Source organism: Pseudomonas sp. MF08817 (assembly GCF_059862705.1).
In genome coordinates, this window is sequence record NZ_JCBCUY010000030.1 from 33,567 (window position 1) to 60,139 (window position 26,573).

Sequence of the window (26,573 nt, forward strand, 5' to 3'; positions counted from 1 at the left end):
TGCCTGACTACCGGGTACGGTTACAGCAGGTCCAGCGGCAGGTGCAGTTTGGCGGCCAGGGCCTGGGCCTCCAGGTGGCCGGCGGGGGCTTGCAGGCGCAGCTGCGCGCCTTGTTGCGCGGCCATACGCTGGGCTTCGCACACCAGGCGTTCCGCTACTCCACGTCGTCGGGTGATTTTTCGTACGCATAGTTGGGAAAGATGCCAGACCTGCCCCTGGCGTTGCAGGCGCGCCGCACCCAGCAGGCGATCGTTGAAGCGCCCGGCGATCAGGCTAGCGTCGGCCAGGGCGCTTTCGATCAGCTGCAGGTCGTCGGCAAACGGCGCGAATAGCCAGGGCGGCGCGTCGTGGTAGATCTTGCGCAAGTCTTGCTGGTCCTGGTAGGTCGCTTCGTGCAGCGTCTGGACAACGATGGGCATGGGGGTTCCTTGTGCGGGGCAAGTACAGATGGCGCATAAAACGCCGGATCAGCAGGGTTTATCCGCCAGACGCAAATGGTAACCTCTGCCGGTTCGCCCGTCCTTCTGCGGCTTAACGTCGCGTTCTTGGAGCTTCACCCGATAAAACAGCCATGCCTGCGTGCACCAAGGCTGGGGCGAAGTGCGGCCGGCGAACGCTACTCAACATTGGGGGATACAACAAGATGAGCATCAGCACCGAGGCTGGCAGCATCGCTGCGCAGCCCGCGTTCCTGGCCAAGGAGCGCATTATTGCCAAGCCCGGGTTCAACCGTTGGCTGGTTCCGCCGGCCGCGTTGGCCATTCATTTGTGCATCGGCATGGCCTATGGCTTTTCGGTGTTCTGGATTCCGCTGTCCAAGGCGTGGGGCGTGACCACGGCCGTGGCCTGCGCGCCGGGCACCGGGTTTATCGAGCAGGTTTTTTCGGCGCAGTGCGACTGGCCGATCTCCATGTTGGGCTGGATCTACACCCTGTTCTTCATTTTCCTGGGCTGCTCGGCGGCTGTCTGGGGCGGTTGGCTGGAGCACGCCGGGCCGCGCAAGGCCGGTGTGGTATCGGCGTTGTGCTGGTGCGGTGGCTTGCTGATTTCCGCGCTGGGGGTCTACACCCACCAGATCTGGCTGATGTGGCTCGGCTCCGGGGTGATCGGCGGTATCGGCCTGGGCCTGGGTTATATCTCGCCAGTCTCGACCCTTATCAAGTGGTTCCCCGACAAACGCGGCATGGCCACCGGCATGGCGATCATGGGCTTTGGCGGCGGGGCGATGGTCGGTGCGCCGCTGGCGGCGTTGCTGATGGGCCATTTCGCCTCGTCCACCAGCGTCGGCGTGTGGCAGAGCTTTGTGGTGATGGCGGCGATTTACTTCGTGTTCATGATCGGCGGTGCGCTGGCCTACCGCGTGCCGCCCACCGGTTGGAAGCCTGAAGGCTGGAGCCCACCGGCGAAAAAAACCGCCAACGCGATGATTACCCACCGCCATGTGCATGTGAGCGTGGCCTGGAAAACCCCGCAGTTTGCTTTGGTGTGGCTGGTGCTGTGCCTGAACGTCTCGGCGGGCATCGGCATCCTGGGCATGGCCTCGCCGCTGTTGCAGGAGGTGTTTGCCGGCAAACTGCTGGGCAACGACCTGACCTTCAGCCAACTGGATGCCGCGCAATTGGCGCAGGTCGCCGCCATTGCTGCCTGCTTCACCGGTTTGCTCAGCCTGTTCAACATTGGCGGGCGGTTTTTCTGGGCGTCGTTTTCCGACTACCTGGGGCGCAAGAACACTTATTTCGTGTTCTTTGCCCTGGGTTTTGCGCTGTATGCGCTGATCCCCAACCTCGGCCACCTGGGTAACGTGGCGCTGTTCGTGGCGGCGTTCTGCATCATCCTGTCGATGTACGGCGGCGGTTTCGCCACGGTGCCGGCCTACCTGGCGGACCTGTTCGGCACACAGATGGTCGGCGCCATCCATGGGCGCCTGCTCACCGCGTGGGCGGCGGCCGGGGTGTTGGGGCCGGTGCTGGTGAACTACCTGCGCGAATATCAGTTGAGCATCGGCGTCGAGCGCGCGGCGGCCTATGACATCACCCTGTACATCCTCGCCGGCCTGCTGGTGCTGGGGTTCCTCTGCAACCTGCTGGTGCGGCCGGTGGCGGACAAATACTTCATGACCGACGCCCAACTCGCCGCCGAACAGGCCCTGGGCCACGACAAAGGCGCCGACAGCAGCACGGTGCTGCAATGGCAGGCCAGCGAAAGCAGCCGGCCCTGGGTGGTTGCGGCCTGGCTGGCGGTGGGCGTCCCGTTGGCGTGGGGGGTGTGGGTGACGTTGCAGAAGACGGCGGTGTTGTTTCACTAACCTCCTTTGTGGGAGCGGGCTTGCCCGCGACGGCGGCGTGTCAGAAAAGGTGATGTTGATCGACATTCTGCAAGCGCGGGCAGGCCCGCTCCCACACAAGCCCGCATTCCTCCATCTCGCACGGCAAACCCGGTCCGCTAAAACCAGCTTGTACGCACATGTACACCCCTGACGGCGCGGCCTCCAGCCCATCGGGGATGTGCTCATGAGGTTTCTGTTTGGCGCCCGGGCACCCTATAATGGCCACCTTTTTCGCCCAATGATTTTGCGGAGCTGGTGATGGCCGAACGTAAGGCATCCGTCGAGCGCGACACTCTGGAAACCCAGATCAAAGCCTCGATCAACCTGGATGGCACTGGAAAGGCCCGATTCGATATCGGCGTTCCCTTTCTTGAGCACATGCTGGATCAAATCGCCCGTCATGGGCTGATCGACCTGGATATCGAAAGCAAGGGCGACCTGCATATCGACGACCACCACACGGTGGAAGACGTCGGCATCACCCTGGGCCAGGCGTTCAGCAAGGCCATTGGCGACAAGAAAGGCATCCGCCGCTACGGCCATGCCTACGTGCCGCTGGACGAAGCGCTGTCGCGCGTGGTGATCGACTTCTCTGGCCGCCCCGGCCTGCAAATGCACGTGCCCTACACCCGCGCCACCGTGGGCGGCTTTGATGTGGACCTGTTCCAGGAGTTCTTCCAGGGCTTCGTCAACCACGCCAACGTCACCCTGCACATCGACAACCTGCGGGGCAGCAACACCCACCACCAGATCGAAACCGTGTTCAAGGCCTTCGGCCGTGCGCTGCGCATGGCTGTGGAGCTCGATGACCGCATGGCCGGGCAAATGCCATCGACCAAAGGCGTTCTGTAATGCAGACCGTCGCCGTCATCGACTACGGCATGGGCAACCTGCATTCGGTGGCCAAGGCCTTGGAGCACGTGGGCGCGGGCAAGGTGCTGATTACCAGTGACGCCAACGTGATCCGCGAAGCCGATCGCGTGGTGTTCCCCGGTGTCGGCGCGATCCGCGACTGCATGGCCGAGATTCGTCGCCTGGGCTTCGATGCCCTGGTGCGCGAAGTCAGCCAGGATCGCCCGTTCCTGGGCATTTGCGTGGGCATGCAGGCGTTGCTCGACCACAGCGAAGAAAACGCCGGGGTGGATTGCATCGGCTTGTTCCCCGGCAACGTGAAGTTCTTCGGCAAGGGCCTGCACGAAGACGGCGAACACCTGAAAGTGCCGCATATGGGCTGGAACGAAGTGCGCCAGTCGGTGCCGCACCCGCTGTGGCACGACATCCCGGACCTGGCGCGTTTTTACTTCGTGCACAGCTACTACATCGCCGCCGCCAATGCGCAGCAGGTGGTGGGCAGCGGCCATTACGGCGTCGACTTCGCCGCGGCCCTGGCCGATGGCTCGCGGTTCGCGGTGCAGTTCCACCCGGAGAAGAGCCACACCCATGGCCTGCAATTGCTGCAGAACTTCGCCACTTGGGACGGGCGCTGGTAATGGCCGCGAAAAAAAAGCCGCCGATCCTGACCCTCACCGCCGAGCAGGAAAGCGAGGCCAACCACAAGATCAAGCGCTTCATGCAGGACCGTTTCGAGCTCGACCTGGGCTCGTTCGAGGCCGCGGAAATCCTTGAGCTATTCACCCGCGAAATCGCCCCGCACTACTACAACCGGGCGATTTTCGACGTGCAAGCGCACCTCAAAGAGCGCTTTGAAAGCATCGAAAGCGACTTATGGGCGCTTGAGAAAAACTAGAGCAGCGGCAAGCTTCGCGCTTCACGCTGCAAGAATTGATACGCATGCCTGCTTGCAGCTTAAAGCTTGCAGCTCGCAGCTCTTTTGACGAAGGAAAAAGCATGCTCATTATTCCCGCTATCGATCTCAAGGACGGCGCTTGCGTGCGTCTGCGCCAGGGCCGCATGGAAGATTCCACGGTGTTTTCCGACGACCCGGTGAGCATGGCTGCCAAATGGGTGGACGGCGGTTGCCGGCGCCTGCACCTGGTGGACCTCAACGGCGCCTTTGAAGGCCAACCGGTCAACGGTGAAGTGGTTACCGCCATCGCCAAGCGCTACCCGAACCTGCCGATCCAGATCGGCGGCGGTATTCGCTCCTTGGACACCATCGAACACTACGTCAAGGCCGGTGTGAGCTACGTCATCATCGGCACCAAAGCCGTCAAGGACCCGGCCTTCGTGGCCGAGGCCTGCCGCGCCTTCCCGGGCAAGATTATCGTTGGCCTGGACGCCAAGGACGGTTTCGTCGCCACCGACGGCTGGGCCGAAATCAGCACCGTGCAGGTGATCGACCTGGCCAAGCAGTTTGAAAGCGACGGCGTGTCGGCCATCGTTTATACCGACATCGCCAAAGACGGCATGATGCAGGGCTGCAACGTCTCCTACACCGCGGCCCTGGCCGCCGCGACCCGGATCCCGGTGATCGCCTCCGGCGGCATCCACAACCTGGGCGACATCCAGGCCCTGCTGGACGCCAAGGCCCCTGGCATCATCGGCGCCATCACTGGCCGTGCGATCTACGAAGGCACGCTGGACGTGGCCGAGGCGCAAGCGCTCTGCGATGCGGCAAGCAGCACGTTTTAAGCGGCAAGTTTCCAGCTACAAGCGGCAAGCAAAAGCCAACCGCTTCTACTTGCCGCTTGTAGCTGGCCGCTAATAACTCTTATCGGAGATGAGCCCCCATGGCATTGGCCAAACGCATCATCCCTTGCCTGGACGTGGATAACGGCCGTGTGGTCAAGGGCGTCAAGTTCGAGAACATCCGCGACGCGGGCGACCCGGTGGAAATCGCCCGGCGCTACGACGAGCAGGGTGCGGACGAGATCACCTTCCTGGATATCACCGCCAGCGTCGATGGCCGCGACACCACGCTGCACACCGTCGAGCGCATGGCCAGCCAGGTGTTTATCCCGCTGACCGTGGGCGGCGGCGTGCGCACCGTGCAAGACATCCGCAACCTGCTCAATGCCGGGGCGGACAAGGTGTCCATCAACACCGCGGCGGTGTTCAACCCCGAGTTCGTCGGCGAGGCCGCGCAGCATTTCGGCTCGCAGTGCATCGTGGTCGCCATTGACGCCAAGAAGGTTTCGCTGCCGGGCCAAACCCCGCGCTGGGAAATCTTCACCCACGGCGGGCGCAAGCCCACCGGCCTGGACGCGGTGGAGTGGGCGGTGAAGATGGAAGGCCTGGGCGCCGGCGAAATATTGCTGACCAGCATGGACCAGGACGGCATGAAAAACGGCTTCGACCTGGGCGTGACCCGCGCCATCAGCGATGCCCTGGGCATCCCAGTGATCGCCTCTGGCGGTGTCGGCAACCTCCAGCACCTGGCCGACGGCATCCTCGAAGGCCACGCCAGCGCGGTGTTGGCGGCGAGTATTTTCCACTTCGGCGAATACACCGTCCCCGAAGCCAAGGCCTACATGGCGGCCCGCGGGATTACCGTGCGCTAGCACCACTGGCTACTGGACAGCATGGCGGGCTCACGGCACTCTGGGCCACGCCATGGATTTGGGTAACCGTCATGCTCAAACGCTTTCTTCCTGTATTGGCCAGCGCCGCGTTGCTCCTCGCTGGCGCGGCGTGGGCGGCTGAGCCTCACCGCCCCAGCGTGGTGCTGCTGACGGAAAACTTTCCGCCCTACAACATGGCAAAAAACGGTAAGAACTTCGCCCAGGACGAGAATATCGACGGCATCGCCGTGGATATCGTGCGGGAAATGTTCAAACGTGCCGGCATTAACTACAGCCTGACCCTGCGCTTCCCGTGGGAACGTATCTACAAACTGGCCCTGGAAAAACCCGGCTACGGCGTGTTCGTCATGGCGCGACTGCCCGACCGCGAAGCGTTGTTCAAATGGGTCGGCCCCATCGGCCCGGACGACTGGATCATGCTCGCCCGCGCCGATAGCAAAATCACCCTGCAAACCCTGGAGCAGGCGCGCAAATACAAGATCGGCGCCTACAAGGGCGATGCCATTGCCGAGACGCTGACCAAGCAGGGCCTGGCGCCCATCGTGGCGCTACGGGACCAGGACAATGCGCGCAAACTGGTCAGCGGCCAGATCGACCTGTGGGCCACCGGCGACCCGGCCGGCCGTTACCTTGCCCGGCAGGAGGGGGTCACCGGTCTCAAAACGGTGCTGCGTTTCCACAGCGCCGAGTTGTACCTGGCGTTGAACAAGGATGTGCCGGACGAGATCGTCAGCAAACTACAACTCGCCCTCGATCAACTGCGCAAAGAAGGCGAGGTGGAGCGGATCATGGCGCGCTATCTCTGATCGGCCCTGCTGGCACTTGAGTTGAGTTTTATGCCCACCTTGCAGGCGTTGCCCTGTGGATATTCGGTCCAGTAACTGGCCTGGTCATCCTTGTACAACAAGGTTTCCCCTATTTGGCTCCCGTCCTTGCGAAGCAACCTGTAACGGCTCTCGACCAAGTAAAAGGCCAGGGCCGTATTGGGCGCAATATCACTCCAGATGTTCAGGGTTTTTGCTTCTGACCAGCCTTGGGGTGTGGTTATTGCACTCAACTTTGCCGATGCCTTGAAGTGCGTTGCGACTGCCCACGGCGCCCTGATGTCAATTGAGGTTGTTGCGCTAAAGGTATTGGCGGCGGCGCTGTTGATGCCCGTCGTCGTAGACCAGTTATAGCGTTGGGGCGATTCAGCAGTGTTATGCCCGTGGCCGATCAGGATGTAGCGGTCGGTTCTTTCCACTTTATAAGTTGGCGATTGCGATACTTGTTCAAAGGCACTCAGTTGCGGGTCTTTTATCGTGAACCAGGGAAGTTCAGTGAAGCCCGTGCGTGTATTGCTGTCGAGACTTGAAGGTTCGGCATGGCTTGTAAGCTGCGGAGCATCGGCGGGTATGGTTGCCGTCACGGGCATACTGACTCGCAAGGCGTAAGCCGTGGCCATGGTGTTTGGTTTGGTATAGGCGCCAATACCCGCGAACGTGTTCGCGCAGAAGTAGACTTCGCCTGCCAACGCCGCTGGAGGGGTGATGTCCCAGGCACTGAAGTCCTTATCTGCCTGGGAGCCACGGTTGCTCCAGATGAGGTCGCCGATGGATGACTCAATAACCAGGTCTTCGCGCAGGCAGCGCACGGCATCCGTACGGGGCTGCTCCAGCCCATTGCCCACCACCAGGCCCATCGCGACGTAACCGGGTGGCGGTATCGGGCGCCATAGGGACGTGTTCCAACTGCCTTTATGGTTTTGCGTATTGAATCCTTCGCTGTCCCATACCTGCTCATACGAGAGCGGTTCACGTAGCGCGGTGCCTTGAGCACCCTCTATGTCACGCACGATGGGGACCATGTGTTTGTAATTGATGTCATCGAAGTGTGGGTAAATACAGTCTCCGACGGGATGATAGCCGAACAGTTGCTGAGAAATTCTAGGGCGCCAGAAAGTGGCTTTCTGGCTGCCGATTGTTCCTGCCATCGGGTGCCGGTTATTCCATAGGTAAATAAAGTGCTCGGTAAATCCTATTTGCAGATCTTTATATCTAAAGGGGTCCATGGGTTTCGACTCCTGTCATTGCCTTGGATGAGATGTGGCCGGTTAGCGCGGCTTGAGAATATCCACACGTAACGTCGAAGGCTGGTCGGCCTGGTCGTAGGCATAGGTGCAGATTTTGATCGGGTGGGTGTTGGTGCTGACTATCTGGATGAAGTCATCATCGGCGGGAGTGATGGCTTGGTCTTCCAACGGGTGGTGATAAATATCTTCACCCTCATCGTCGTCTTCCGGCTCTGGTCGCGGCAGGGGGATGGCCAGGTAGCCTACAGGGCGTAGGCAGTCAGTGCTGTGGGCTGGGCCCATTTTGTAGGTGTAGCGGCTCATGAAGGGCGGGGCCATTTTCCATTTCACGGTGTAAGCCTGCAGCCCTTCCTTATCGAGGCTGATGCTCACGTCCGGGGTGCGCGCCGGGCCCGGTTCAGCCAGTTCCACTGCCAGGGTCAGGGCATTTTTCATCATGCCGGGGGTGACGGGCTGCTCGGCCGATTCGACGCCGACCACGCACAGCATGTGCATGCCAGTCTGCGGGCCGATGGGGTCGTTGATGTAGGCGTTTTCGGCGGCTACGGGGGCGCTGTAGAGGGCCGGGTTTTCGCAGTCGATGGCGCGGCGCGTGGTTTTGTAGCGGTAGAACGGGGTGTTGATGGTGAACCTCAGGTCCCAGGTGGGGATGATGCTTTTGGAGCCTTTGTTGGCCGTGACGTAGTACTGCTTGATCGGCTGCGGGTTCTTGAAGCCGATGACGGTGGTGGGGTAGAGGTCGCAGGTGTCGCTATTGCTGTGCAGCACACCTTCGACAAAACAACTGCGCAGGAAGGTGACCGGGCTGCCGTAGTTGCTGTCGGCGTGGCGAGTGGCGATACCGTTCTTGACCTCGCAGGGGGCGTCGCGTTGGCATTTCTTATCGGCATTGGAACCGCGGGTGCTGGTGCCGAGGATGCCGAAGATCTCGTTGGAGTGGCGGTTGAGCAGGGGCCCACCGAAGCTGCCCGGGGCGATGCCTTGGCATTGGTTTTTCATCGTTACGCGCCAGACGTAGGGCTGCTCGACGATTTCCGCCGAGGCCTGCTGGGTGCAGGCGGATAGGCGCAGGGTGTCCCAGGCCGGGGCGCTCAGGGCCAGGATGTCGCTGCCGTCTGCGGGTGCCTCTTCAGCCAGTTTCAGCAGGGTGATGCCGTTGTCGATCAGCGTGGCCAGGGCGCTGTCGAGTTCGATGATCGCCAGGTCCACGCCCTGGCTGCTGCTCCACTTCAGGGTTTTGAGGGGATAGGTCTTGAGGGTGGCAAGGGTGTCGTCGAAGTAGTTGAACGAGATGCTGCCCTTGAGCGGCATGTCCTTGTGCACGAACTCGTTGGTGCGGTGGATGCAATGGCTGCTGGTGATGATATAGGCCGGGCCCGTGGCGTTGCCTTCGCCGTTACGGGTGTCGAGCAGGCTGGCGGTGCACAGGGTGTTGGTTTCGTTGCGCACGCGGCCTACGCCGGACCAGTGGCGGTTTTGGCCGCGGTCGTTGGTCAGCAGCCGGGAAGGGGTGAGGTTGGCCAGGTTGGCGCCAAAATCGCTGGGTGAGGCCAGCACGGGGACGCATAGAACGCCTGCGAGCAAGGCGCCGAAAAGTGAAGAGGGTGTGTTCATGTCGCTCCTTATGGGTCAGTGGCACCCCGCCGATTGCGGGGTGGTGCACTACCTAATCAGGAACTGCGGTGCGAAAAGCGGTAGCTATCTATGGGGCCGGCGCTAGCGGTAGGTGCCGTCGTTGCCGTGGGCAGCGCTTGCACGGTTGCTGCGCACGCCGATCATTTGGCGGATGTCGATCCATTCGATACCGCGGGCCTTGAGGCGCGGCAATTCGCGCTGTAAAACCGCCAGGGTCTGCGGGTAAGGGTGGCCGATGATGACCGCCGAACCGTGCTTTTGCGCCAGGACAATGGCGCTTTCAAGCTGCGCGGCGATGGCCGCTTCGGTGCGCTCGTCATCCAGGAACACATCCCGTGAGACGCTGGCCAGGCCGATCTTCTGCGCCTCGGCGGCGGCCACGGTGCTGGCGCTGGTGCGGCTATCGACGAAAAATTTGTGGCGCTGTTGCAGGTCGGCCATCAACCAGGCCATGGCCGGCCGTTGGGCGGTCATGCGGCTGCCCATGTGGTTGTTGATGCCGCTGGTGTAGGGCACGGCCTTGAATGCGGCGTCGAGGCGTTTTTTCAGCTCCTCGATGGGCAGTTCGGGGTGCCAGGCGAACGGCCCGGTGGCCGGGTCCATGGGCATGTGCAGGATGACGATTTTGCCGGCGCGATAGGCTTCGCGGGCGAATTCGGCGGCGTGGGGCGTGTCGGGCATGATCGCCGTGGTGACCGGCCCGGGCAGGGCCAGCACACGCCGATCCCGGGGCAGGTTCTGCCCCAGGTCGTCGATGATAAGGCTCAGGTAGGCCTTGTGGGGCTTGGCTGGGCTGTCGCTCGGCGCCGCCTGGGCGGCGCCGGCCACACAGCCCAGCAGGGCGAGGATCAACCGCAGGCGCATCTCAGTTGCCGCGGGTGATGCTCAGGCCCTTGAGCAGGCTCAGGGCCTGGGCCAATTGGTAGTCGTCGTCCTGGGGCATGGGCTTGGCCTTGGCGCCGGAACCGCTGGGCTTGTCCGCCCCGCCGTTGCCGTTGCCCAGGTGGCCTTGCAGGTCGGCTTCCTTGAAGTATTCGCCGTCCTGCTCGTTGGTGATCTTGGCCTTGCGCACTTCGATGTCGGGCACGATGCCCTGGGCCTGGATCGAGCGGCCGTTGGGGGTGAAATACAGCGCAGTGGTGATCTTCAAGGCGCGGTCGTTGTTCAGTGGCAGCACGGTTTGCACCGAACCCTTGCCGAAACTGGTGGTGCCCATGACCACCGCGCGTTTCTGGTCCTGCAAGGCGCCGGCGACAATCTCCGAGGCCGAGGCGCTGCCGCCGTTGATGAGCACCACCATCGGCACAGCTTCGCTTTCGTCCTTGCCGGTTGCGGAGAAGCGCAACTCGGAGTTGGCGATGCGGCCCTTGGTGTAGACGATCAGGCCCTTGGTGATGAAGTGATCGACCACCTCCACCGCCGATTGCAGCACGCCGCCGGGGTTGTTGCGCAGGTCCAGGATCACGCCGCTGAGCTTTTTGCCGTTGTCCTTGCGCAACTTGGCCAGGGCCTTGGACACCTCGTCGCCGGTCTTGACCTGGAACTGCGTGATGCGGATGTAGCCGTAGCCCGACTCCAGCAACTGCGCCTTGACGCTCTTGACCTGGATGGTGGCGCGGGTCAGCGTCACGTCGAACGGCGTGCCGCCGTCGCGCACCAGGGTCAGGGTGATTTTCTCGCCGATCTTGCCGCGCATCTTGTCGATGGCTTCGGTCATGCTCTGGCCACGGGTCGGTTGGCCGTTGATCTTGACGATAAAGTCGCCGGCCTGGATGCCGGCCTTGGACGCCGGGGTGTCGTCAATGGGCGAGACCACTTTGATAAAGCCGTCTTCGACGCCGACTTCAATGCCCAGGCCGCCGAATTCGCCGCTGGTGCTTTCCTGCAATTCGGCGAAGTCTTCGGGGCCCAGGTAGGCCGAGTGCGGGTCGAGGTTGCTGAGCATGCCCTTGATGGCGTTTTCCAGCAGGGTCTTGTCGTCTACCGGTTCGACGTAGGCGGCCTTGATGCGGTCCATGACCTCGGCAAAGGTGCGCAGCTCATCGAGTGGCAGCGGCGCCTTGGTGGTAGCGGCCGCTGGCAGTGGCGCCGTATCGGCGGCAAACGCCAACGGCGCCCCGATCACAAAGGCGATCGTCAGGGCCAGCGAGGTGAGGCGGGACAAATGCAGCATGTCGAACTCCTGAGTAAGGCAGCGCGCTTATCCTTGTGCGCGGCACCATTGTGCTGGATCACTCGGGTGACCCTGCTGACGAATAGCGAAATACAGTGCTGGCGTGTCCTGTCCGCCACTGCTGCCGACAGTGGAAATGGACTCGCCGGCCTTGACCACATCCCCGGCGGCCTTGAGCAGCGTCTGGTTGTGGCCGTACAAACTCAAATAACCGTTGCCGTGGTCGAGGATCACCAGCAGCCCGGCGCCGCGCAGCCAATCGGCAAACACCACGCGCCCGCCGTGCACGGCCCGCACCTGGCTGCCGGGCGAGGCGCTAATCATCACCCCGTCCCACTTGGTCCGGGCGTCATCGCCGCGGCCTTCGCCAAATCGCGCAAGCAATCGACCATCAACCGGCCATGGAAGTTTTCCCCGGGCTGAAGCAAATGCGCCGCCGAAGGTCGCACCGGTGCTGGAAACCAGCGCGCCAGGCGTAGCCTTGGCCGGTGTGCGCGGGCTTTGGCCAGCGTCGGCCTGGGCTTCACGCAAACGCTTTTTTTCGGCTTCCTGCTGGGCGATCAGCGCTTTTTGCCGCGCCTCTTCTGCCTCGCGAGCCTGGCGCGCCAGGGTTTCTTCGATGGTCTTGAGGACCTTGGACAGGTCGGCCTGGTCCTGCTGGCGGGCCTGGAGCCTGGCGTCGCGAGCCTTGAGGTCGCCGTTGAGCTTGGCCAGCACTTGCTGGCGCTCCTTGCGGACCTTGTCCAGTTCTTCGCGCTGGCTGTCGAGGCTGCTTTTTTGCACCAGCAACTGCGCCTGTTGCAGGGCAATATCCTGCTCGACGTTGGCCAGTTGGCGCAGGGTTTCGTTGAAGTTCTTCAACTGCTCCAGGCGGGCCTGGCTCAGGTAGTCGTAATAGGTGAGGGTGCGGGCGAATTTTTCCGGGTTCTGCTGGTTGAGCAGCAGCTTGAGGTACTCCTGGCGCCCATTCTGGTAGGCGGCCCGGGCCTGGATGGCGATCAGGCGTTGTTGTTCAACGCGCGCGCTCTGGAGTTTTTTTTTCTCCTCATCGAGCCGTTGCAGCTCGGATTCGCTCTTCTTGAGCTCTTTTTGCAGCGTCTCGACCTGCTTTTCCAGGTTGCCCATTTCGGTTTCGGTGCCGCGCAGGTCTTTCTGCACGCCGGTTTTTTCTTCCTGCAACTTGCCCAATAGCTTTTTCAGCTCGGCAATGTCCTGACGCGTGGCGTCCAACTGTTGTTGGGTCTGCGCGCGTTCGTCGGCGAAGGCCGGTTGGAGCAGGCAGGTCAGGGCAAGGGCAATCAGGGCGCGAAGCATAGAGGCGGGCGACACCAGGGAAAGGGACGGCCTAGTATGCCCGCCATGGGCAGCAAAAAAAACGCCCAATTGGGGCTGTGTGATGACTGACCCGAAAAACCCTGGAAACCACGGTAGGAGCGAGCCTGCTTACGATGATGGCGCATCGGGCGACTTGGCCGCTGGATGTGCCGACGTCATCGCGAGCAGGCTCGCTCCCACCGGTTTTTTGGGGGTTAGACGAGGATCGAAGTGCCGGTCATTTCCTTGGGCTGTTCCAGGCCCAGCAGCTTGAGCATGGTCGGCGCGACGTCGGCCAGCACGCCGCCTTCGCGCACCTTGAGGTCGCGCTTGCCGACGTAGATGAACGGCACCGGCTCGGTGGTGTGGGCGGTATGGGCCTGGCCGGTTGACGCGTCGGACATCTGCTCGACGTTGCCGTGGTCGGCGGTAATCAGGGCTTCCCCGCCGACCTTTTCCAGGGCCTGGACGATACGCCCGACGCACAGGTCCAGGCATTCCACAGCCTTGACCGCGGCGTCGAACACACCGCTGTGGCCGACCATGTCGCCGTTGGCGTAGTTGACCACGATCACGTCAAAGCGTTGGTTTTCGATGGCGTCGACTATTTTGTCGGTGACTTCGGGTGCGCTCATTTCCGGTTGCAGGTCGTAGGTGGCCACTTGCGGCGACGGGATCAGGATGCGCTCTTCGCCGGGGAAGGGCTCTTCGCGCCCGCCGGAGAAGAAGAAGGTCACGTGGGCGTACTTCTCGGTTTCGGCGATGCGCAGTTGGGTCTTGCCGTTTTTCGCCAGGTAGTCGCCCAGCACGTTTTCCAGGCTGCCCGGGGCGAAGGCCGAAGGCGCGGGAATGCTGGCCGCGTATTGGGTGAGCATGACGAACCCGGCCAGGGCCGGCTGGCGTGCGCGCTCGAATTCCTTGAAGCCGTCCTCGACGAACACCCGGCTCAGCTCGCGGGCGCGGTCGGCGCGGAAGTTCATGAACACCACGGCGTCGCCGTCTTCGACCCTGACCGGCGCACCGATGGCGGTGGCCTTGACGAACTCGTCGCTCTCGCCGCGCGCGTAGGCCGCTTGCAGGCCTTCCTGGGCGGTGGCGGCGTGGAACTGCGCCTGGCCATCGACAATCAGGTTGTAGGCCTGGGCCACGCGGTCCCAGCGGTTGTCGCGGTCCATGGCGAAATAACGGCCGATCAGGCTGGCGATGCGGCCCTTGCCCAGGGTCTTGAAGGTTTCGTCCAGCAGCTCAATGGACGATTGCGCGCTTTTGGGCGGCGTGTCGCGGCCGTCGAGGAAGGCGTGCAGGTAGATGTGTTCGGCACCGCGCTTGAAGGCCAATTCGGCCATGGCGATCAGGTGATCCTGGTGGCTGTGCACGCCGCCATCGGAGAGCAGGCCCATGAAGTGCACGGCTTTGCCGGCGGCCACGGCTTTGTCCACGGCGGCGCAGAGGGTCGGGTTCTCGAAGAACTCGCCGTCGCGGATCGATTTAGTCACGCGGGTGAAGTCTTGGTACACCACGCGGCCCGCGCCGAGGTTCATGTGGCCGACTTCGGAGTTGCCCATTTGGCCGTCCGGCAGGCCGACATCCATGCCCGAGCCCGAGATCAAGCCGTTGGGCTGCGTGGCGCACAGGTGATCGAGCACCGGTTTTTTCGCGGCGTACACGGCGTTGGATTCGTGGCTGTCACTGTGACCGAAGCCATCGAGAATCATCAGGACCAAAGGTTTGGGCGTGGTAGTCATGGAGTCCACTCGTGGCGAAGTTAAAAGGAGGGCGGTGAAAAAGGGAGTGGCAGTTTAAAGGCAAGTTCAATCCAAGTCACCGCCGGGCGGGGTTTGGTCGGCATTGGCGGCTGTGTATACTGGCCGACATTTTAACGCCCTGGAACCTCCTTCGATGGTTGCTCACCTGATTGAATTTGCCACTAATCACTATCTGCTCGTCGGCGCCTTCGTCGTACTGCTGGGCCTGCTGATCGCTCACCAGATGCAAGGTGGCGGCCGCAGCCTGAGCACGGGCGAGCTGACCGCGCTGGTCAACAAGGACGCCGGCGTGGTGATCGACATCCGCCCAACCAAGGATTTCGCCGCTGGCCACATCGTCGGCGCGCTGAACATCCCCCAGGACAAACTGACCGCGCGCGTGGGCGAGTTGGAAAAGCACAAGGCCAAGACCATCATCCTGGTCGATGCCATGGGCCAGCACGCCGGCACTCACGCCCGCGAACTGGTCAAGGCTGGCTACAACGCCGCCAAGCTGTCGGGCGGCGTGTCGAGCTGGAAAGCCGACAACCTGCCGCTGGTGAAGTGACATGACTGCTGTCGTCGTCTACTCCAGCGATTACTGCCCCTTCTGCTCGCGTGCCAAGCACCTGCTGGCCAGCAAGGGTGTGGCCTTCGACGAGATCAAGGTCGACGGCAAACCCCAGGTGCGCGCCGAAATGGCCCAGAAAGCCGGCCGCACCTCGGTGCCGCAGATCTGGGTCGGCACCACCCACGTGGGCGGCTGTGATGATTTGTTTGCCCTGGACCGCGCCGGCAAGCTCGACGCGCTGCTCCGGGCCTGAGTTCCCAAACCTGAAGACCACGCGATCAAGAAGGATCCGAGATGACTGACGAACAGACTACAGTGGCAAGCGAAGAAGAAACCGCCCCGCAATTTTCCCTGCAGCGCATCTATGTGCGTGACCTGTCCTTTGAAGCGCCAAAAAGCCCGGCGATCTTCCGCCAGGCCTGGGAGCCGAGTGTCGGTCTGGACCTCAACACCCGCCAGAAGGCCCTGGAAGGCGACTTCCACGAAGTCGTGCTGACCCTGTCGGTCACCGTCAAGAACGGCGAAAACGAAGAAGTGGCGTTCATCGCCGAAGTTCAGCAGGCCGGTATCTTCCTGATTAAGAACCTCGACGCCGCGTCCATGAGCCACACCCTGGGCGCGTTCTGCCCCAACATCCTGTTCCCGTATGCGCGTGAAGCGCTGGACAGCCTGGTGACCCGCGGTTCGTTCCCGGCCCTGATGCTGGCGCCGGTGAACTTCGACGCGTTGTACGCGCAAGAACTGCAACGCATGCAGCAGGAAGGCTCGCCGACGGTTCAGTAAGTAGTCCGAACCGCGACGCCGATCCCATGTGGGAGCCGGCCTGTGTGGGAACTGGCACGCCAGCTTCCGCATAGGCCGGCTCCCACATTTGTTATGGGGCCCTTACTTGAAACCCAGTTGTCGCCAGCCCTCATACACCGCCACGGCGACCGTGTTGGACAGGTTTAGGCTGCGGCAGCCTTCGCGCATGGGCAGGCGCAGGCGTTGGCCGTCGGGCAGGGCGTCGAGTACTTCGGCGGGCAGGCCACGGCTTTCCGGGCCGAACAAGAAGGCGTCGCCCTCGGCGAAGCTGGCATCGTGGAAGGGCCGCGAGCCCTTGGTAGTGAAGGCAAACAGGCGCGGCTGGCCCAGGCTTTGAAGGCAACTGGCGAGGTCGGCGTGGCGTTGCAGGGTGGCGTACTCGTGGTAATCGAGCCCGGCGCGGCGCAGGCGCTTGTCGTCCATGTCAAAGCCCAGGGGCTCGATCAAATGCAGGTGGCAGCCACTGTTGGCGCACAGCCTGATAACGTTGCCGGTATTCGGCGGAATTTCTGGTTGAAAAAGGATGACGTGAAACATGCACGGCTCCGAAGGTAATGATGGGCTGCATGATACCCCCCCGGACGACCCGCGGCCGAAGCTATTGCCGCGGGTGTTCGGCTCGCTGGCGATTGTCGGTTTGCTGGTGGGCCTGATGATCGGCCGCCTCACGGCGCCGGAGCCGGTGGAGTTGCAGCAAATCGAGGTGACGGCCGATGGCGTGCAGGTGTGGTTCAACGTCGAGCCCAAGGTGCACGGCGAGCACATCGACGGCACCGTCGCGCTGCTGTTCGACGCTCAGGGCAAGGCGCAGCGCGGGCGGTTGAAGGTCAATGACAAGGACGTGAACTGGCGGGTGCGGGCGGCGGATGCCGGGTTGTTGCTCAACTTCGTCGCGGCGCGGCCCTTGCGGGGCGAGTGGTCCGGCGCCGAGGTCGAGGGGCGCTGGCGCCTGCAAGTGCGCCTGCGGGAGGAATAAAAGAGGGAGTTCCCGGCCTGCCTGTACCAGGGCCCCCAAAAGCATCGGTGCCCGGCGCGTCGTGCGCCCTGGCCCCTATATAAAGAGGGGATTCTTGGCCTGCCTGTACCAAGGTCCCCGAAACTGGGTAGTACCCGTGTTATTGCAGGGGGCGTGCCAGGTCCGTCGTACTGTAGGAAAAAACACTTTTGAATGACCAAAGCCCCGGAATCCGGGGCTTTGGTGTTTTTGCGCAAGGGCGCCGGGGGTAAGACGGCGCACGATGGCGGGGCGAGGCGCTTTGAAATGGTGCGTGGGGGGCAAGAAAACTGTGGGGGTTTTTGTGGGAGCGGGCCTGCCAGCGATAGCGGTAGAGCAGTCGCCATCGCGGGTGCCTGACCCACCGCTATGGTGGGTCAGCCCGCTCCCTTAGAAGGTTGTCTTCGCAGCGCCGTTTTCTAGCTCTCATCCGCCTCGTCATCATCCCCGCCGTCGATTTTCATCCCCAGCTCCTTGATCTTGCGGGTCAGGGTGTTGCGCCCCCAGCCCAGCAGCACGGCGGCGTCGCGGCGCCGGCCAGCGGTGTGCTTGAGCGCGGTTTCGATCATGATCCGCTCGAAGCTCGGCACGGCGCTGTCCAGTAGGCTGGACTGGCCGCGTGCCAGGGCCTGGTCGGCCCATTGGCGCAAGGCTTGCTCCCAGTTGGTGACCGGCGCCGCGTCTTGCGGCAGGTTGAGCAATTCCGGCGGCAGGTCGCCCACATGCACTTCGCGGCCCGAGGCCATGACGGTGATCCAGCGGCAGGTGTTTTCCAGTTGCCGCACGTTGCCCGGCCAGGGCAGGTTTTTCAGGTATTCCTCGGTTTCGCTCTTGAGCAGCTTGGGTTCCACCGCCAGCTCCTGGGCGGCGCGGGCGAGGAAGTGCTTGGCCAGGGTGGGGATGTCTTCACGCCGGTCCGACAGGCGCGGGATGTGGATGCGGATGACGTTGAGGCGGTGGAACAGGTCTTCGCGGAACTTGCCGGCGTGCACCAGGGTTTCCAGGTTCTGGTGCGTGGCGGCGATGATGCGCACGTCCACCTTGACCGGCACATGGCCGCCCACGCGGTAGAACTCGCCGTCCGCCAGTACCCGCAGCAGGCGGGTCTGGGTGTCGGCGGGCATGTCGCCGATTTCGTCGAGGAACAATGTGCCGCCGTCGGCCTGCTCGAAGCGCCCGCGCCGCAGGTTGGCAGCGCCGGTGAAGGCGCCTTTTTCGTGGCCGAACAGTTCCGACTCCATCAAGTCCTTGGGTATCGCGGCCATGTTCAACGCGATGAACGGCGATGCCGCACGCGGGCTGTGGCGGTGCAGGGCGTGGGCTACCAGCTCCTTGCCGGTGCCGGACTCGCCGTTAATCAGCACGGTGATGTTGGAGTGGCTCAAGCGGCCGATGGCGCGGAACACCTCCTGCATCGCCGGCGCTTCGCCGATGATTTCCGGGGTGCGGGCCAGGGTGGGCGGCACTTCCAGGCCTTGCTGTTCCTGGGCGTGCTGGTTGGCGCGCTTGACCAGCGACACCGCTTCATCGACGTCGAAGGGCTTGGGCAGGTACTCGAACGCGCCGCCCTGGTAGGAGGCCACGGCGCTGTCCAGGTCGGAGTGGGCGGTCATGATGATGACCGGCAGGCGCGGGTGCTGTTCGCGGATCCGCGCCAGCAGGTCCAGGCCACTGGCGCCGGGCATGCGGATGTCGGAGATGATGACGTCCGGTTGCTGGCGGGCCAGGCGGCTCATCACCCCATCGGCGCTGTCGAAGCTCTGGGTGGTCATGCCTTCTTGTTGCAGGGCTTTTTCCAGCACCCAACGGATAGAACGGTCGTCATCGACGATCCACACGGTTTCACTACGGCTCATGTCGATGTGGCTCCTTGTTCCAGTGGCAGAAAGATCGAGAACGTGGTGTGGCCTGGATGGCTGTCACATTCGATCAGGCCCTGGTGCTGGCTGATGATGTTCTGGGTGATGGCCAGGCCTAGCCCGGTACCGTCGGGGCGGCCGCTGACCATGGGGAAGAAGAGGGTTTCCTGCAACTCGGCGGGGATGCCCGGGCCGTTGTCGATGATTTCGATCTTGGTCACCAAGCGATGGCGCACATGGCCGATGGTGAACTGGCGCAGCGCCCGGGTGCGCAGGGTGACGCGGCCCAGGCGCAGCTCGTTCTGGCTGCTGATGGCCTGCACCGCGTTGCGCACGATGTTGAGCACGGCCTGGATCATCTGCTCGCGGTCGATCAGCACGTCGGGGATGCTCGGGTCGTAGTCGCGCACCAGGGTGATGCCGCCCTGGGTCTCGGCCTCCACCAGGCTGGCCACGCGTTCGAGCACTTCATGGATGTTGGTCAGGGCCAGGGACGGCAGCTTGTTGGAGCCGAGCATGCGGTCCACCAGGTTTCGCAGGCGATCAGCCTCTTCGATGATGACGTTGGTGTAGTCCTTGAGGCTTTCGTCGGGCAGTTCGCGGGCCAACAACTGCGCCGCGCCGCGAATCCCGCCCAAGGGGTTCTTGATCTCATGGGCGAGGCCGCGCACCAGCATCTTGCTGGTTTCCTGCTTGGACAACTGCGCTTCCTCCTTGGTGATGCGCAGCAAGCGGTCGCGCGGGTGCACCTCCAGCAATAGCAGGGTGGCGCCGTTGCTCAGGATCGGGGTGACGGCGTAATCGACCGTCAGGGTCTGGCCGGTGAGCGCGGTGAGCATGGCTTCGCGCTTGGTGAACGGGTGGGCCTGCTCCACAGCCTGGCGCAACGAACTCAGGGCCTCGGCGGATTCGGTGAACAGCTCGCTGATAAATTGCCCGTGGCTGCGCTGGCCGCTGATGGCCAGCAGCATCTCGGCCGCCGGGTTCATGTACTCAAGGCGCAGGTCGGCGTTGAGCAGGATGGTCGCGGTGGTCAGGTTGTCGAGAAGCAAGCGGTGCAGTGCGTCGCTGATGGTCATTAGGACCTCTTTTGGAGCATGTCGCGCCCGTAGGGCACGCGCTGGTACGAGGAAAATGCAAAAACCAAACCAAGGCTCCGAAAAGAAGCGCCAAAGCCTTGAAACAGGCGTTTGAGGCGCTGTTTAGTGGCGCACGGCCAATATCGGTGGGTGGTTTCGAACCAAAATGGGCTGAGGAGTTACTTTGTTGAGGTGTGTTGCACCAATATAGTGCATAAGTGCGAAGGCTGCTGGGCGGGGACGTGAGCCTTGGAGGATAGAGGGGCTGAGCTATTTGCCAGGGCGCGAGTGAACCTCTGTGGGGGCGGGCCATCAGCCAGCATCTAGGATGTATGGGCTGCTGTCATCGCGGGCAGGCCCGCTCCCACTGAGGGTGTTAGAGGGCGCTGTCCTGACGGGTGGTGGAGGTGCTGCCGGTAGTCAGGTGAGTGCAGCCGAACGAGAGGATGCAAGCGATGGGCAGCATGAGTGCCAGGGCGCGGGCGTGTTTGAGCATGGTGTCTTCCTTGGGCGTTGTCGGTTGGGCCGGCAAGCTTACTCAGGGCGACGGGTGGGGAATGCCGGGCGCGGCGGCGCGCGCCAGGGAAGGGCGGTGGTTTTGATGTCAGAGATTTCAGCCATGAAAAAGGCCTCCCGAAGGAGGCCTCTGTTACGCCGCTTGCGCAAGCGTTACCGGATTAGCAGCTGTAGTACAGCTCGTATTCCAGTGGGTGTACGAAGGTGCGGACCTTGATTTCTTCTTCGCTTTTGAGGGCGATGTAGGCATCGATGAAGTCGTCGCTGAACACGCCGCCCTTGGTCAGGAACGCACGGCCCTTGTCCAGTTCTTCCAGGGCTTCTTTCAGGCTGCCGCACACTTGCGGGATTTCCTTGGCCTCTTCAGGCGGCAGGTCGTACAGGTTTTTGTCGGCAGCGTCGCCTGGGTGGATCTTGTTCTGGATGCCGTCCAGGCCTGCCATCAGCAGGGCGGCGAAGCCCAGGTACGGGTTGGCAGCCGGGTCCGGGAAACGGGCTTCGATACGGCGCGCCTTAGGGCTGGAGACGTAAGGAATGCGGATCGAGGCAGAGCGGTTGCGTGCCGAGTAGGCCAGCATGACCGGCGCTTCAAAGCCTGGGACCAGACGCTTGTAGGAGTTGGTCGAAGGGTTGGTGAAGCCGTTCAGGGCCTTACCGTGCTTGATGATGCCGCCGATGAAGTACAGGGCGGTGTCGGACAGGCCGGCATAGCCTTCGCCGGCGAAGGTGTTTTTGCCATCTTTGCCGATGGACATGTGTACGTGCATACCCGAGCCGTTGTCGCCGTACAGCGGCTTAGGCATGAAGGTCGCGGTGCGGCCATAGGCCACGGCCACGTTGTGCACGCAGTACTTGAGGGTCTGAACTTCGTCAGCTTTCTTCATCAGGGTGTTGAACTGCACACCGATTTCGTTCTGGCCGGCAGTGGCCACTTCGTGGTGGTGCACTTCGATGACCAGGCCCATTTCTTCCATGGCGTTGCACATGGAGGTACGGATTTCGTGGTCATGGTCGAACGGCGGAACTGGGAAATAGCCGCCCTTCACGCCCGGACGATGGCCGTGGTTGCCGCCTTCGATGTCCTGGTCGGTCATCCACGAGCCTTGCTCGGAGTAGATCTTGAACATCGAACCGGAGATGTCGGACTTGAATTTGACTTGGTCGAAGATGAAGAACTCAGGCTCCGGGCCGACGAACACGGTGTCGCCGATGCCGGTGGACTTGAGGTATTCCTCGGCGCGGTGGGCGATGGCGCGAGGGTCGCGGTCGTAGCCTTGCATGGTCGAAGGGTCGATCACGTTGCAGACCAGGATCAGCGTTGGGTCTTCGGTGAACGGGTCGAGCACGGCGGTGGAGTCGTCCGGCAGCAGGATCATGTCGGAGGCTTCGATGCCTTTCCAGCCCGCGATGGAGGAACCATCGAACATCTTGCCTTCTTCGAAGAAGGATTCATCCAGCGCATCACGGGCCGGCATGGTCACGTGGTGCTGCGTGCCTTTGGTGTCAGTGAAGCGCAGATCAATCCACTTGACGTCATGATCTTTGATGAGTTGAACCGACTTCGACATATGTCCTCCGGGGTGGATTCGGGCTGGGTAGTGGAGAGCCCTTGGAATGTGGGTGATGCGGGCGCGAATACTCGGCCATGGCAACCTGCCTCACAAGGGAGCAAATTGCATGCCAGTGCCCCGAGTTGGGTTTTGCGCCCCTTTTACGCGCCTATAAACGTGCAAACCGTATAAAGCGCTTTTTTTACGCACTGCAATGTGGCGGTAAATACCGAAAACGCACCAATAAAGTGCGAGCAAAACCAATTGCAGATTAACTGGTTAAAGCTTGAGCAATTTCCGCTATAATCCGCGCCCCCCTTTTTCGGCTGGCCCTGCGCGCGCTGTTTTCATGAAACTAATCGTAAAAGTCTTTCCCGAGATCACCATCAAGAGCCGCCCGGTACGGATGCGTTTCATCCGCCAATTGGCCAAGAACATCCGCACCGTGCTCCGCGACCTGGATCCGGCCGTGGTGGTGAACGGCGTGTGGGACAACCTCGAGCTGGAAACCCGCGTCACCGAGCCCAAAGCCTTGAAGGACATGACCGAGCGCCTGAGCTGCATGCCCGGCATCGCGCATTTTTTGCAGGTCGACGAGTACCCGTTGGGGGACTTCGACGACATCACCGAAAAGTGCCGTTTGCACTTTGGCAGTGAGCTTGAGGGCAAGATTTTTTCCGTGCGCTGCAAGCGCGCCGGCAAGCACCCGTTCAGCTCCATGGACGTGGAGAAATACGTCGGCAGCAAGCTGCGTCGCGAGTGCGGCGCCGCCGGAATCTCCCTCAAGGCGCCGCAAATCGAAGTGCGCATGGAAATTCGCGACCAACGGTTGTTTGTGATCCATAGCCAGCACAACAGCATTGGCGGTTATCCGTTGGGTGCCCTGGAACAGACCCTGGTGCTGATGTCTGGCGGTTTCGATTCCACGGTGGCGGCCTACCAGATCATGCGCCGTGGCCTGATGAGCCATTTCTGCTTCTTCAACCTGGGCGGGCGTGCCCACGAACTGGGCGTGATGGAAGTCGCGCACTTTATCTGGAAGAAGTACGGCAGCTCCCAGCGCGTGCTGTTTGTGAGCGTGCCGTTCGAGGAAGTGCTGGGGGAAATCCTCGGCAAAGTCGATAACAGTCATATGGGCGTGGTATTGAAGCGTATGATGTTGCGCGCTGCCTCGCGGATTGCCGACCGGCTGGACATCGACGCCCTGGTGACCGGCGAGGCGATTTCCCAGGTGTCCAGCCAGACGCTGCCCAACCTGTCCGTGATCGACTGCGTAACCGACAAACTGGTGCTGCGCCCACTGATCGCCAGCCACAAGCAGGACATCATCGACCTGGCCAACGAAATCGGCACCGCCGACTTCGCCAAGCACATGCCCGAGTACTGCGGGGTCATTTCGGTGAACCCCAAGACCCACGCCAAGCGCCCGCGCGTGGAGCACGAAGAGAAAGAATTCGACATGGCGGTGCTCGAGCGTGCGCTGGAGAACGCCAAACTGGTGCCGATCGATCGGGTGATCGACGAATTGGGCCAGGATTTGCAGATCGAAGAAGTCAGCGAAGCCCTGGCCGGCCAGATCGTCATCGACATCCGTCACCCGGATGCCGTTGAGGACGCGCCGCTGGAGCTTGCCGGCATCGACGTACAAGCGTTGCCGTTCTATGCATTGAACGCTCGTTTCAAGGAACTGGACCCTACTCGCCAGTACCTGCTGTATTGCGACAAAGGCGTGATGAGTCGCCTGCATGCCCACCATTTGCTCAGTGAGGGATATGCCAATGTGCGCGTTTATCGACCGAGCTAAGAGCCCGGGGCTGTACGCCTGTGGCCTGCGTCACCGGCCCCCCGACGCCGCCGTCAAGCTGTAACGGCAAGGCCTGACTCTATTGAAAATCGCTGCCACGACCTGTCAGCACACCGAATCCTCTGATCGAGATACACAAGTGATCGAAAATCTACGCAACATCGCCATCATTGCTCACGTTGACCACGGTAAAACCACCCTGGTAGACAAACTCTTGCGTCAATCCGGCACCCTGGAGCGCAACGAGCTCAACGACGAGCGCGTGATGGACTCCAACGACCAGGAGAAAGAGCGCGGTATTACCATCCTGGCGAAAAACACCGCCATCAACTGGAACGGCTACCACATCAACATCGTGGACACCCCGGGCCACGCCGACTTCGGCGGTGAAGTAGAGCGTGTGATGTCGATGGTCGACTCCGTTCTGCTGCTGGTTGATGCACAAGACGGCCCTATGCCGCAAACCCGTTTCGTGACCAAGAAGGCTTTCGAAGCCGGCCTGCGTCCAATCGTGGTCATCAACAAGGTTGACCGTCCGGGCGCACGTCCGGACTGGGTTCTGGACCAGATCTTCGACCTGTTCGACAACCTGGGCGCCACCGAAGAACAGCTGGACTTCAAAGTCGTCTACGCCTCGGCCCTGAACGGCATTGCCGGTCTGGAACACACCGACATGGCCGAAGACATGACCCCGCTGTACCAGTCGATCGTCGACAACGTACCGGCGCCGACTGTTGACCGTGAGGGCCCGTTCCAGATGCAAATCTCGGCACTGGACTACAACAGCTTCCTGGGTGTTATCGGCGTTGGCCGTATCGCCCGTGGCAGCGTCAAGCCGAACACCCCGGTTGTGGCTATCGGCGCCGACGGCAAGAAGCGTAACGGCCGTATCCTGAAGCTGATGGGTCACCACGGCCTGCACCGCATCGACGTTGAAGAAGCCTTCGCCGGCGACATCGTGTGCGTCAGCGGTATGGACTCGCTGTTCATCTCCGACACCCTGTGCCAGCCGGACAATGTCGAGGCGATGAAGCCTCTGACCGTTGACGAGCCAACCGTTTCCATGACCTTCCAGGTCAACGACTCGCCTTTCTGCGGTAAAGAAGGCAAGTTCGTGACTTCCCGTAACATCAAGGAACGTCTGGACAAAGAGCTGCTGTACAACGTGGCACTGCGCGTTGAAGAAGGCGACTCGGCCGACAAGTTCAAGGTATCCGGCCGTGGTGAGCTGCACCTCTCGGTACTGATCGAAACCATGCGTCGCGAAGGCTTCGAAATGGGCGTTGGTCGTCCAGAAGTCATCATCCGTCAGGTTGACGGCGTGAAGCAGGAACCGTTCGAAAACGTCACCATCGACACCCCTGAAGAATCCCAGGGCAAGGTCATGGAAGAGATGGGCCTGCGTAAGGGCGACCTGACCAACATGGTGCCGGATGGCAAAGGCCGTGTGCGTCTGGAATACAACATCCCTGCTCGTGGTCTGATCGGTTTCCGTAACCAGTTCCTGACCCTGACCAACGGTGCTGGCATCCTGACCTCGATCTTCGATCGCTACGACACCATGAAGTCCGGCGACATGTCCGGCCGTCAGAACGGTGTTCTGGTATCGGTAGAAACCGGCAAGGCACTGACCTACTCCCTGGAAACCCTCCAGGCGCGTGGCAAGCTGTTCGTTGAACACGGTCAAGAGATCTACAACGGTCAGATCGTTGGCTTGAACAGCCGTGACAACGACATGGGCGTCAACCCAACCAAAGGTAAGAAGCTCGACAACATGCGTGCTTCGGGTAAAGACGAAACCATCGCCCTGGTTCCACCTGTTCGCTTCACCCTGGAACAGGCCCTGGAATTCATCCAGGACGACGAACTGTGCGAAGTGACGCCTAAGTCGATCCGCCTGCGTAAGAAGATCCTGGACGAAGGCGAGCGTACCCGCGCTGCCAAGAAAGCCAAGAACTGAGTTAACTCAGGCTGAATGAAAAACGCCCCCGGTCGAAAGGCCGGGGGCGTTTTTTTATGCTTTGGATTTGTAGGCTGGGTTCAGGGCCTTATCGCGGGCAAGCCCGCTCCCACAGGGGCTGCATTTCGATTGTGGGAGCGGGCCGTGCCCGCGATAAGGCCTCTGAGGCGCCTCAGAACCGCTCAATTACCCGCGTGGTGGTCTGGCGCGCCACTTCTTTGGGCTTGTAGGCGCAGTACCCCGGGCGCGGGCCGATTTTCGGGTGGTTGCGGCAGGTGTCCGGGCGCTTGTCATAAATGGTGCACAGGCGGCTCTTACGATCCAAGTACAGGCAGTCGTTGTTGCTCATGCGCTGCAGGGTGAAGATCTCGGACTTCTGGTTGTAGCGCTCCACGATCCCTTCTTTTTGCAGGCGTTTGGCGATGTTCTTCGGCGGGTCGCCGCGCTCGAACTCATCGACTATGCCGATGCGGATCAGATCCTTGATCTTGACCTCCACCGGCAGTGTGCAGCAGCTGGACACGCAGGAGCCGCACATGGGCGCGGAGTATTTGGCCCAGGTATCGAGTCGGTCGATTTCCGCGGCGGCGATCAGGTTGGGCTTCATCATGTGGGGCTTTATACCGGCGTGTGCATCAGGGCGCGCGATCATACCGGGAGTGGTGGATTTTTGAACAACCTTTCGCCGGT

At 61.9% G+C, this 26,573-nt stretch carries 25 protein-coding genes; 13 read left to right on the top strand and 12 right to left on the bottom strand.

Going from position 1 to position 26,573, the window contains the following annotated elements:
* Positions 1 to 20 precede the first annotated feature (20 nt).
* Positions 21 to 419: an acetyl-CoA sensor PanZ family protein gene (locus tag AC19YR_RS18400; RefSeq protein WP_500599587.1), complete on the bottom strand. Its 399-nt coding sequence runs from the start codon at positions 417 to 419 to the stop codon at positions 21 to 23.
* A 224-nt stretch (positions 420 to 643) separates the two neighbouring features.
* Between AC19YR_RS18400 and AC19YR_RS18405 the strand changes: the two genes are divergently transcribed.
* The 7 genes from AC19YR_RS18405 (at position 644) to AC19YR_RS18435 (ending at position 6,614) form a co-directional block, all read left to right on the top strand.
* Positions 644 to 2,305: an OFA family MFS transporter gene (locus AC19YR_RS18405; protein ID WP_500599589.1), complete on the top strand. Its 1,662-nt coding sequence runs from the start codon at positions 644 to 646 to the stop codon at positions 2,303 to 2,305.
* Between the two features lie 279 nt (positions 2,306 to 2,584).
* Positions 2,585 to 3,178: an imidazoleglycerol-phosphate dehydratase HisB gene (gene hisB / locus AC19YR_RS18410; RefSeq protein ID WP_095108825.1), complete on the top strand. Its 594-nt coding sequence runs from the start codon at positions 2,585 to 2,587 to the stop codon at positions 3,176 to 3,178.
* A complete protein-coding gene (gene hisH / locus AC19YR_RS18415) occupies positions 3,178 to 3,816 on the top strand; it encodes an imidazole glycerol phosphate synthase subunit HisH (protein ID WP_095108826.1) in 639 nt (212 codons plus the stop codon). Before hisB ends, hisH begins: the two co-directional genes overlap by 1 nt.
* The gene (locus AC19YR_RS18420; RefSeq protein ID WP_500599591.1) at positions 3,816 to 4,073 is read left to right on the top strand and encodes a DUF2164 domain-containing protein; all 258 of its coding nucleotides are present in this window, start codon (positions 3,816 to 3,818) and stop codon (positions 4,071 to 4,073) included. The genes hisH and AC19YR_RS18420 overlap by 1 nt, the downstream gene beginning before the upstream one ends.
* A 101-nt stretch (positions 4,074 to 4,174) precedes the next feature.
* Positions 4,175 to 4,918, top strand: coding sequence for a 1-(5-phosphoribosyl)-5-[(5-phosphoribosylamino)methylideneamino]imidazole-4-carboxamide isomerase (gene hisA / locus AC19YR_RS18425; RefSeq protein ID WP_500599593.1), 744 nt, complete (start codon positions 4,175 to 4,177; stop codon positions 4,916 to 4,918).
* Positions 4,919 to 5,016: 98 nt separating this feature from the next.
* On the top strand, positions 5,017 to 5,787 hold the full coding sequence (gene hisF, locus AC19YR_RS18430) for an imidazole glycerol phosphate synthase subunit HisF (protein WP_095108829.1): 771 nt from the start codon (positions 5,017 to 5,019) through the stop codon (positions 5,785 to 5,787).
* A gap of 71 nt (positions 5,788 to 5,858) precedes the next feature.
* Complete coding sequence (locus AC19YR_RS18435) at positions 5,859 to 6,614, top strand: substrate-binding periplasmic protein (protein WP_500599594.1); 756 nt, start codon at positions 5,859 to 5,861, stop codon at positions 6,612 to 6,614.
* On the opposite strand, the gene AC19YR_RS18440 is transcribed toward AC19YR_RS18435, so the two are convergent.
* The 6 genes from AC19YR_RS18440 to gpmI form a co-directional block, all read right to left on the bottom strand.
* Positions 6,605 to 7,858 (bottom strand): Vps62-related protein, encoded by a 1,254-nt coding sequence (locus AC19YR_RS18440; RefSeq protein WP_095108831.1) that lies wholly within the window; start codon positions 7,856 to 7,858, stop codon positions 6,605 to 6,607. The genes AC19YR_RS18435 and AC19YR_RS18440 overlap by 10 nt on opposite strands.
* Before the next feature lie 42 nt (positions 7,859 to 7,900).
* Positions 7,901 to 9,493: a trypsin-like peptidase domain-containing protein gene (locus tag AC19YR_RS18445; RefSeq protein WP_500599595.1), complete on the bottom strand. Its 1,593-nt coding sequence runs from the start codon at positions 9,491 to 9,493 to the stop codon at positions 7,901 to 7,903.
* Positions 9,494 to 9,595: 102 nt separating this feature from the next.
* The gene (locus AC19YR_RS18450) at positions 9,596 to 10,378 is read right to left on the bottom strand and encodes a divergent polysaccharide deacetylase family protein (RefSeq protein WP_095108833.1); all 783 of its coding nucleotides are present in this window, start codon (positions 10,376 to 10,378) and stop codon (positions 9,596 to 9,598) included.
* Between the two features lies 1 nt (position 10,379).
* The gene (locus AC19YR_RS18455; RefSeq protein ID WP_500599596.1) at positions 10,380 to 11,687 is read right to left on the bottom strand and encodes a S41 family peptidase; all 1,308 of its coding nucleotides are present in this window, start codon (positions 11,685 to 11,687) and stop codon (positions 10,380 to 10,382) included.
* A 27-nt stretch (positions 11,688 to 11,714) separates the two neighbouring features.
* Positions 11,715 to 13,001, bottom strand: coding sequence for a murein hydrolase activator EnvC family protein (locus tag AC19YR_RS18460; protein WP_095108835.1), 1,287 nt, complete (start codon positions 12,999 to 13,001; stop codon positions 11,715 to 11,717).
* A 215-nt stretch (positions 13,002 to 13,216) separates the two neighbouring features.
* Entirely contained in the window at positions 13,217 to 14,746 is a 1,530-nt protein-coding gene (gpmI, locus tag AC19YR_RS18465) for a 2,3-bisphosphoglycerate-independent phosphoglycerate mutase (RefSeq protein WP_500599598.1), read from the bottom strand.
* 154 nt (positions 14,747 to 14,900) lie between these two features.
* On the opposite strand from gpmI, the gene AC19YR_RS18470 reads away from it, so the two are divergent.
* Genes AC19YR_RS18470 through secB form a run of 3 tightly spaced genes read left to right on the top strand, consistent with a single transcriptional unit; the run spans position 14,901 to position 16,100 of the window.
* Positions 14,901 to 15,314, top strand: a complete 414-nt coding sequence (locus AC19YR_RS18470; protein WP_095108837.1) for a rhodanese-like domain-containing protein — start codon at positions 14,901 to 14,903, stop codon at positions 15,312 to 15,314.
* Position 15,315: 1 nt separating this feature from the next.
* Positions 15,316 to 15,570 (top strand): glutaredoxin 3, encoded by a 255-nt coding sequence (gene grxC / locus AC19YR_RS18475; RefSeq protein ID WP_095108838.1) that lies wholly within the window; start codon positions 15,316 to 15,318, stop codon positions 15,568 to 15,570.
* Between the two features lie 41 nt (positions 15,571 to 15,611).
* Positions 15,612 to 16,100, top strand: a complete 489-nt coding sequence (secB, locus tag AC19YR_RS18480) for a protein-export chaperone SecB (protein ID WP_095108839.1) — start codon at positions 15,612 to 15,614, stop codon at positions 16,098 to 16,100.
* A 102-nt stretch (positions 16,101 to 16,202) separates the two neighbouring features.
* On the opposite strand, the gene AC19YR_RS18485 is transcribed toward secB, so the two are convergent.
* Positions 16,203 to 16,658, bottom strand: coding sequence for a tRNA (cytidine(34)-2'-O)-methyltransferase (locus tag AC19YR_RS18485; RefSeq protein WP_095108840.1), 456 nt, complete (start codon positions 16,656 to 16,658; stop codon positions 16,203 to 16,205).
* On the opposite strand from AC19YR_RS18485, the gene AC19YR_RS18490 reads away from it, so the two are divergent.
* A complete protein-coding gene (locus AC19YR_RS18490) occupies positions 16,657 to 17,097 on the top strand; it encodes a hypothetical protein (protein ID WP_095108841.1) in 441 nt (146 codons plus the stop codon). The two genes, AC19YR_RS18485 and AC19YR_RS18490, sit on opposite strands and share 2 nt — an antisense overlap.
* Before the next feature lie 437 nt (positions 17,098 to 17,534).
* Here the strand turns inward: AC19YR_RS18490 and ntrC are convergent, their stop codons facing one another.
* The 3 genes from ntrC to glnA form a co-directional block, all read right to left on the bottom strand.
* The gene (gene ntrC / locus AC19YR_RS18495; RefSeq protein WP_095108842.1) at positions 17,535 to 18,971 is read right to left on the bottom strand and encodes a nitrogen regulation protein NR(I); all 1,437 of its coding nucleotides are present in this window, start codon (positions 18,969 to 18,971) and stop codon (positions 17,535 to 17,537) included.
* A complete protein-coding gene (gene glnL, locus AC19YR_RS18500; protein WP_500599600.1) occupies positions 18,968 to 20,053 on the bottom strand; it encodes a nitrogen regulation protein NR(II) in 1,086 nt (361 codons plus the stop codon). The genes ntrC and glnL overlap by 4 nt, the downstream gene beginning before the upstream one ends.
* Positions 20,054 to 20,730: 677 nt before the next feature.
* Complete coding sequence (gene glnA / locus AC19YR_RS18505) at positions 20,731 to 22,137, bottom strand: type I glutamate--ammonia ligase (protein WP_095108844.1); 1,407 nt, start codon at positions 22,135 to 22,137, stop codon at positions 20,731 to 20,733.
* Positions 22,138 to 22,468: 331 nt separating this feature from the next.
* Here glnA and thiI point away from each other — a divergent pair, with 331 nt between their 5' ends.
* Positions 22,469 to 23,923, top strand: coding sequence for a tRNA uracil 4-sulfurtransferase ThiI (gene thiI / locus AC19YR_RS18510; protein WP_095108845.1), 1,455 nt, complete (start codon positions 22,469 to 22,471; stop codon positions 23,921 to 23,923).
* A gap of 139 nt (positions 23,924 to 24,062) precedes the next feature.
* A complete protein-coding gene (gene typA, locus AC19YR_RS18515; protein WP_095108846.1) occupies positions 24,063 to 25,883 on the top strand; it encodes a translational GTPase TypA in 1,821 nt (606 codons plus the stop codon).
* Positions 25,884 to 26,055: 172 nt separating this feature from the next.
* Here the strand turns inward: typA and AC19YR_RS18520 are convergent, their stop codons facing one another.
* On the bottom strand, positions 26,056 to 26,493 hold the full coding sequence (locus AC19YR_RS18520) for a YkgJ family cysteine cluster protein (protein ID WP_095108847.1): 438 nt from the start codon (positions 26,491 to 26,493) through the stop codon (positions 26,056 to 26,058).
* Positions 26,494 to 26,573: the final 80 nt, after the last annotated feature.

Excerpts from the sequence above, each read along its gene's own strand:
- AC19YR_RS18400 (WP_500599587.1), bottom strand. The coding sequence starts at position 419 with ATGCCCATCGTTGTCCAGACGCTGCACGAAGCGACCTACCAGGACCAG.
- AC19YR_RS18405 (WP_500599589.1), top strand. The coding sequence starts at position 644 with ATGAGCATCAGCACCGAGGCTGGCAGCATCGCTGCGCAGCCCGCGTTC.
- hisB (WP_095108825.1), top strand. The coding sequence starts at position 2,585 with ATGGCCGAACGTAAGGCATCCGTCGAGCGCGACACTCTGGAAACCCAG.
- hisH (WP_095108826.1), top strand. The coding sequence starts at position 3,178 with ATGCAGACCGTCGCCGTCATCGACTACGGCATGGGCAACCTGCATTCG.
- AC19YR_RS18420 (WP_500599591.1), top strand. The coding sequence starts at position 3,816 with ATGGCCGCGAAAAAAAAGCCGCCGATCCTGACCCTCACCGCCGAGCAG.
- hisA (WP_500599593.1), top strand. The coding sequence starts at position 4,175 with ATGCTCATTATTCCCGCTATCGATCTCAAGGACGGCGCTTGCGTGCGT.
- hisF (WP_095108829.1), top strand. The coding sequence starts at position 5,017 with ATGGCATTGGCCAAACGCATCATCCCTTGCCTGGACGTGGATAACGGC.
- AC19YR_RS18435 (WP_500599594.1), top strand. The coding sequence starts at position 5,859 with ATGCTCAAACGCTTTCTTCCTGTATTGGCCAGCGCCGCGTTGCTCCTC.
- AC19YR_RS18440 (WP_095108831.1), bottom strand. The coding sequence starts at position 7,858 with ATGGACCCCTTTAGATATAAAGATCTGCAAATAGGATTTACCGAGCAC.
- AC19YR_RS18445 (WP_500599595.1), bottom strand. The coding sequence starts at position 9,493 with ATGAACACACCCTCTTCACTTTTCGGCGCCTTGCTCGCAGGCGTTCTA.
- AC19YR_RS18450 (WP_095108833.1), bottom strand. The coding sequence starts at position 10,378 with ATGCGCCTGCGGTTGATCCTCGCCCTGCTGGGCTGTGTGGCCGGCGCC.
- AC19YR_RS18455 (WP_500599596.1), bottom strand. The coding sequence starts at position 11,687 with ATGCTGCATTTGTCCCGCCTCACCTCGCTGGCCCTGACGATCGCCTTT.
- AC19YR_RS18460 (WP_095108835.1), bottom strand. The coding sequence starts at position 13,001 with ATGCTTCGCGCCCTGATTGCCCTTGCCCTGACCTGCCTGCTCCAACCG.
- gpmI (WP_500599598.1), bottom strand. The coding sequence starts at position 14,746 with ATGACTACCACGCCCAAACCTTTGGTCCTGATGATTCTCGATGGCTTC.
- AC19YR_RS18470 (WP_095108837.1), top strand. The coding sequence starts at position 14,901 with ATGGTTGCTCACCTGATTGAATTTGCCACTAATCACTATCTGCTCGTC.
- grxC (WP_095108838.1), top strand. The coding sequence starts at position 15,316 with ATGACTGCTGTCGTCGTCTACTCCAGCGATTACTGCCCCTTCTGCTCG.
- secB (WP_095108839.1), top strand. The coding sequence starts at position 15,612 with ATGACTGACGAACAGACTACAGTGGCAAGCGAAGAAGAAACCGCCCCG.
- AC19YR_RS18490 (WP_095108841.1), top strand. The coding sequence starts at position 16,657 with ATGCACGGCTCCGAAGGTAATGATGGGCTGCATGATACCCCCCCGGAC.
- AC19YR_RS18485 (WP_095108840.1), bottom strand. The coding sequence starts at position 16,658 with ATGTTTCACGTCATCCTTTTTCAACCAGAAATTCCGCCGAATACCGGC.
- ntrC (WP_095108842.1), bottom strand. The coding sequence starts at position 18,971 with ATGAGCCGTAGTGAAACCGTGTGGATCGTCGATGACGACCGTTCTATC.
- glnL (WP_500599600.1), bottom strand. The coding sequence starts at position 20,053 with ATGACCATCAGCGACGCACTGCACCGCTTGCTTCTCGACAACCTGACC.
- glnA (WP_095108844.1), bottom strand. The coding sequence starts at position 22,137 with ATGTCGAAGTCGGTTCAACTCATCAAAGATCATGACGTCAAGTGGATT.
- thiI (WP_095108845.1), top strand. The coding sequence starts at position 22,469 with ATGAAACTAATCGTAAAAGTCTTTCCCGAGATCACCATCAAGAGCCGC.
- AC19YR_RS18520 (WP_095108847.1), bottom strand. The coding sequence starts at position 26,493 with ATGATGAAGCCCAACCTGATCGCCGCCGCGGAAATCGACCGACTCGAT.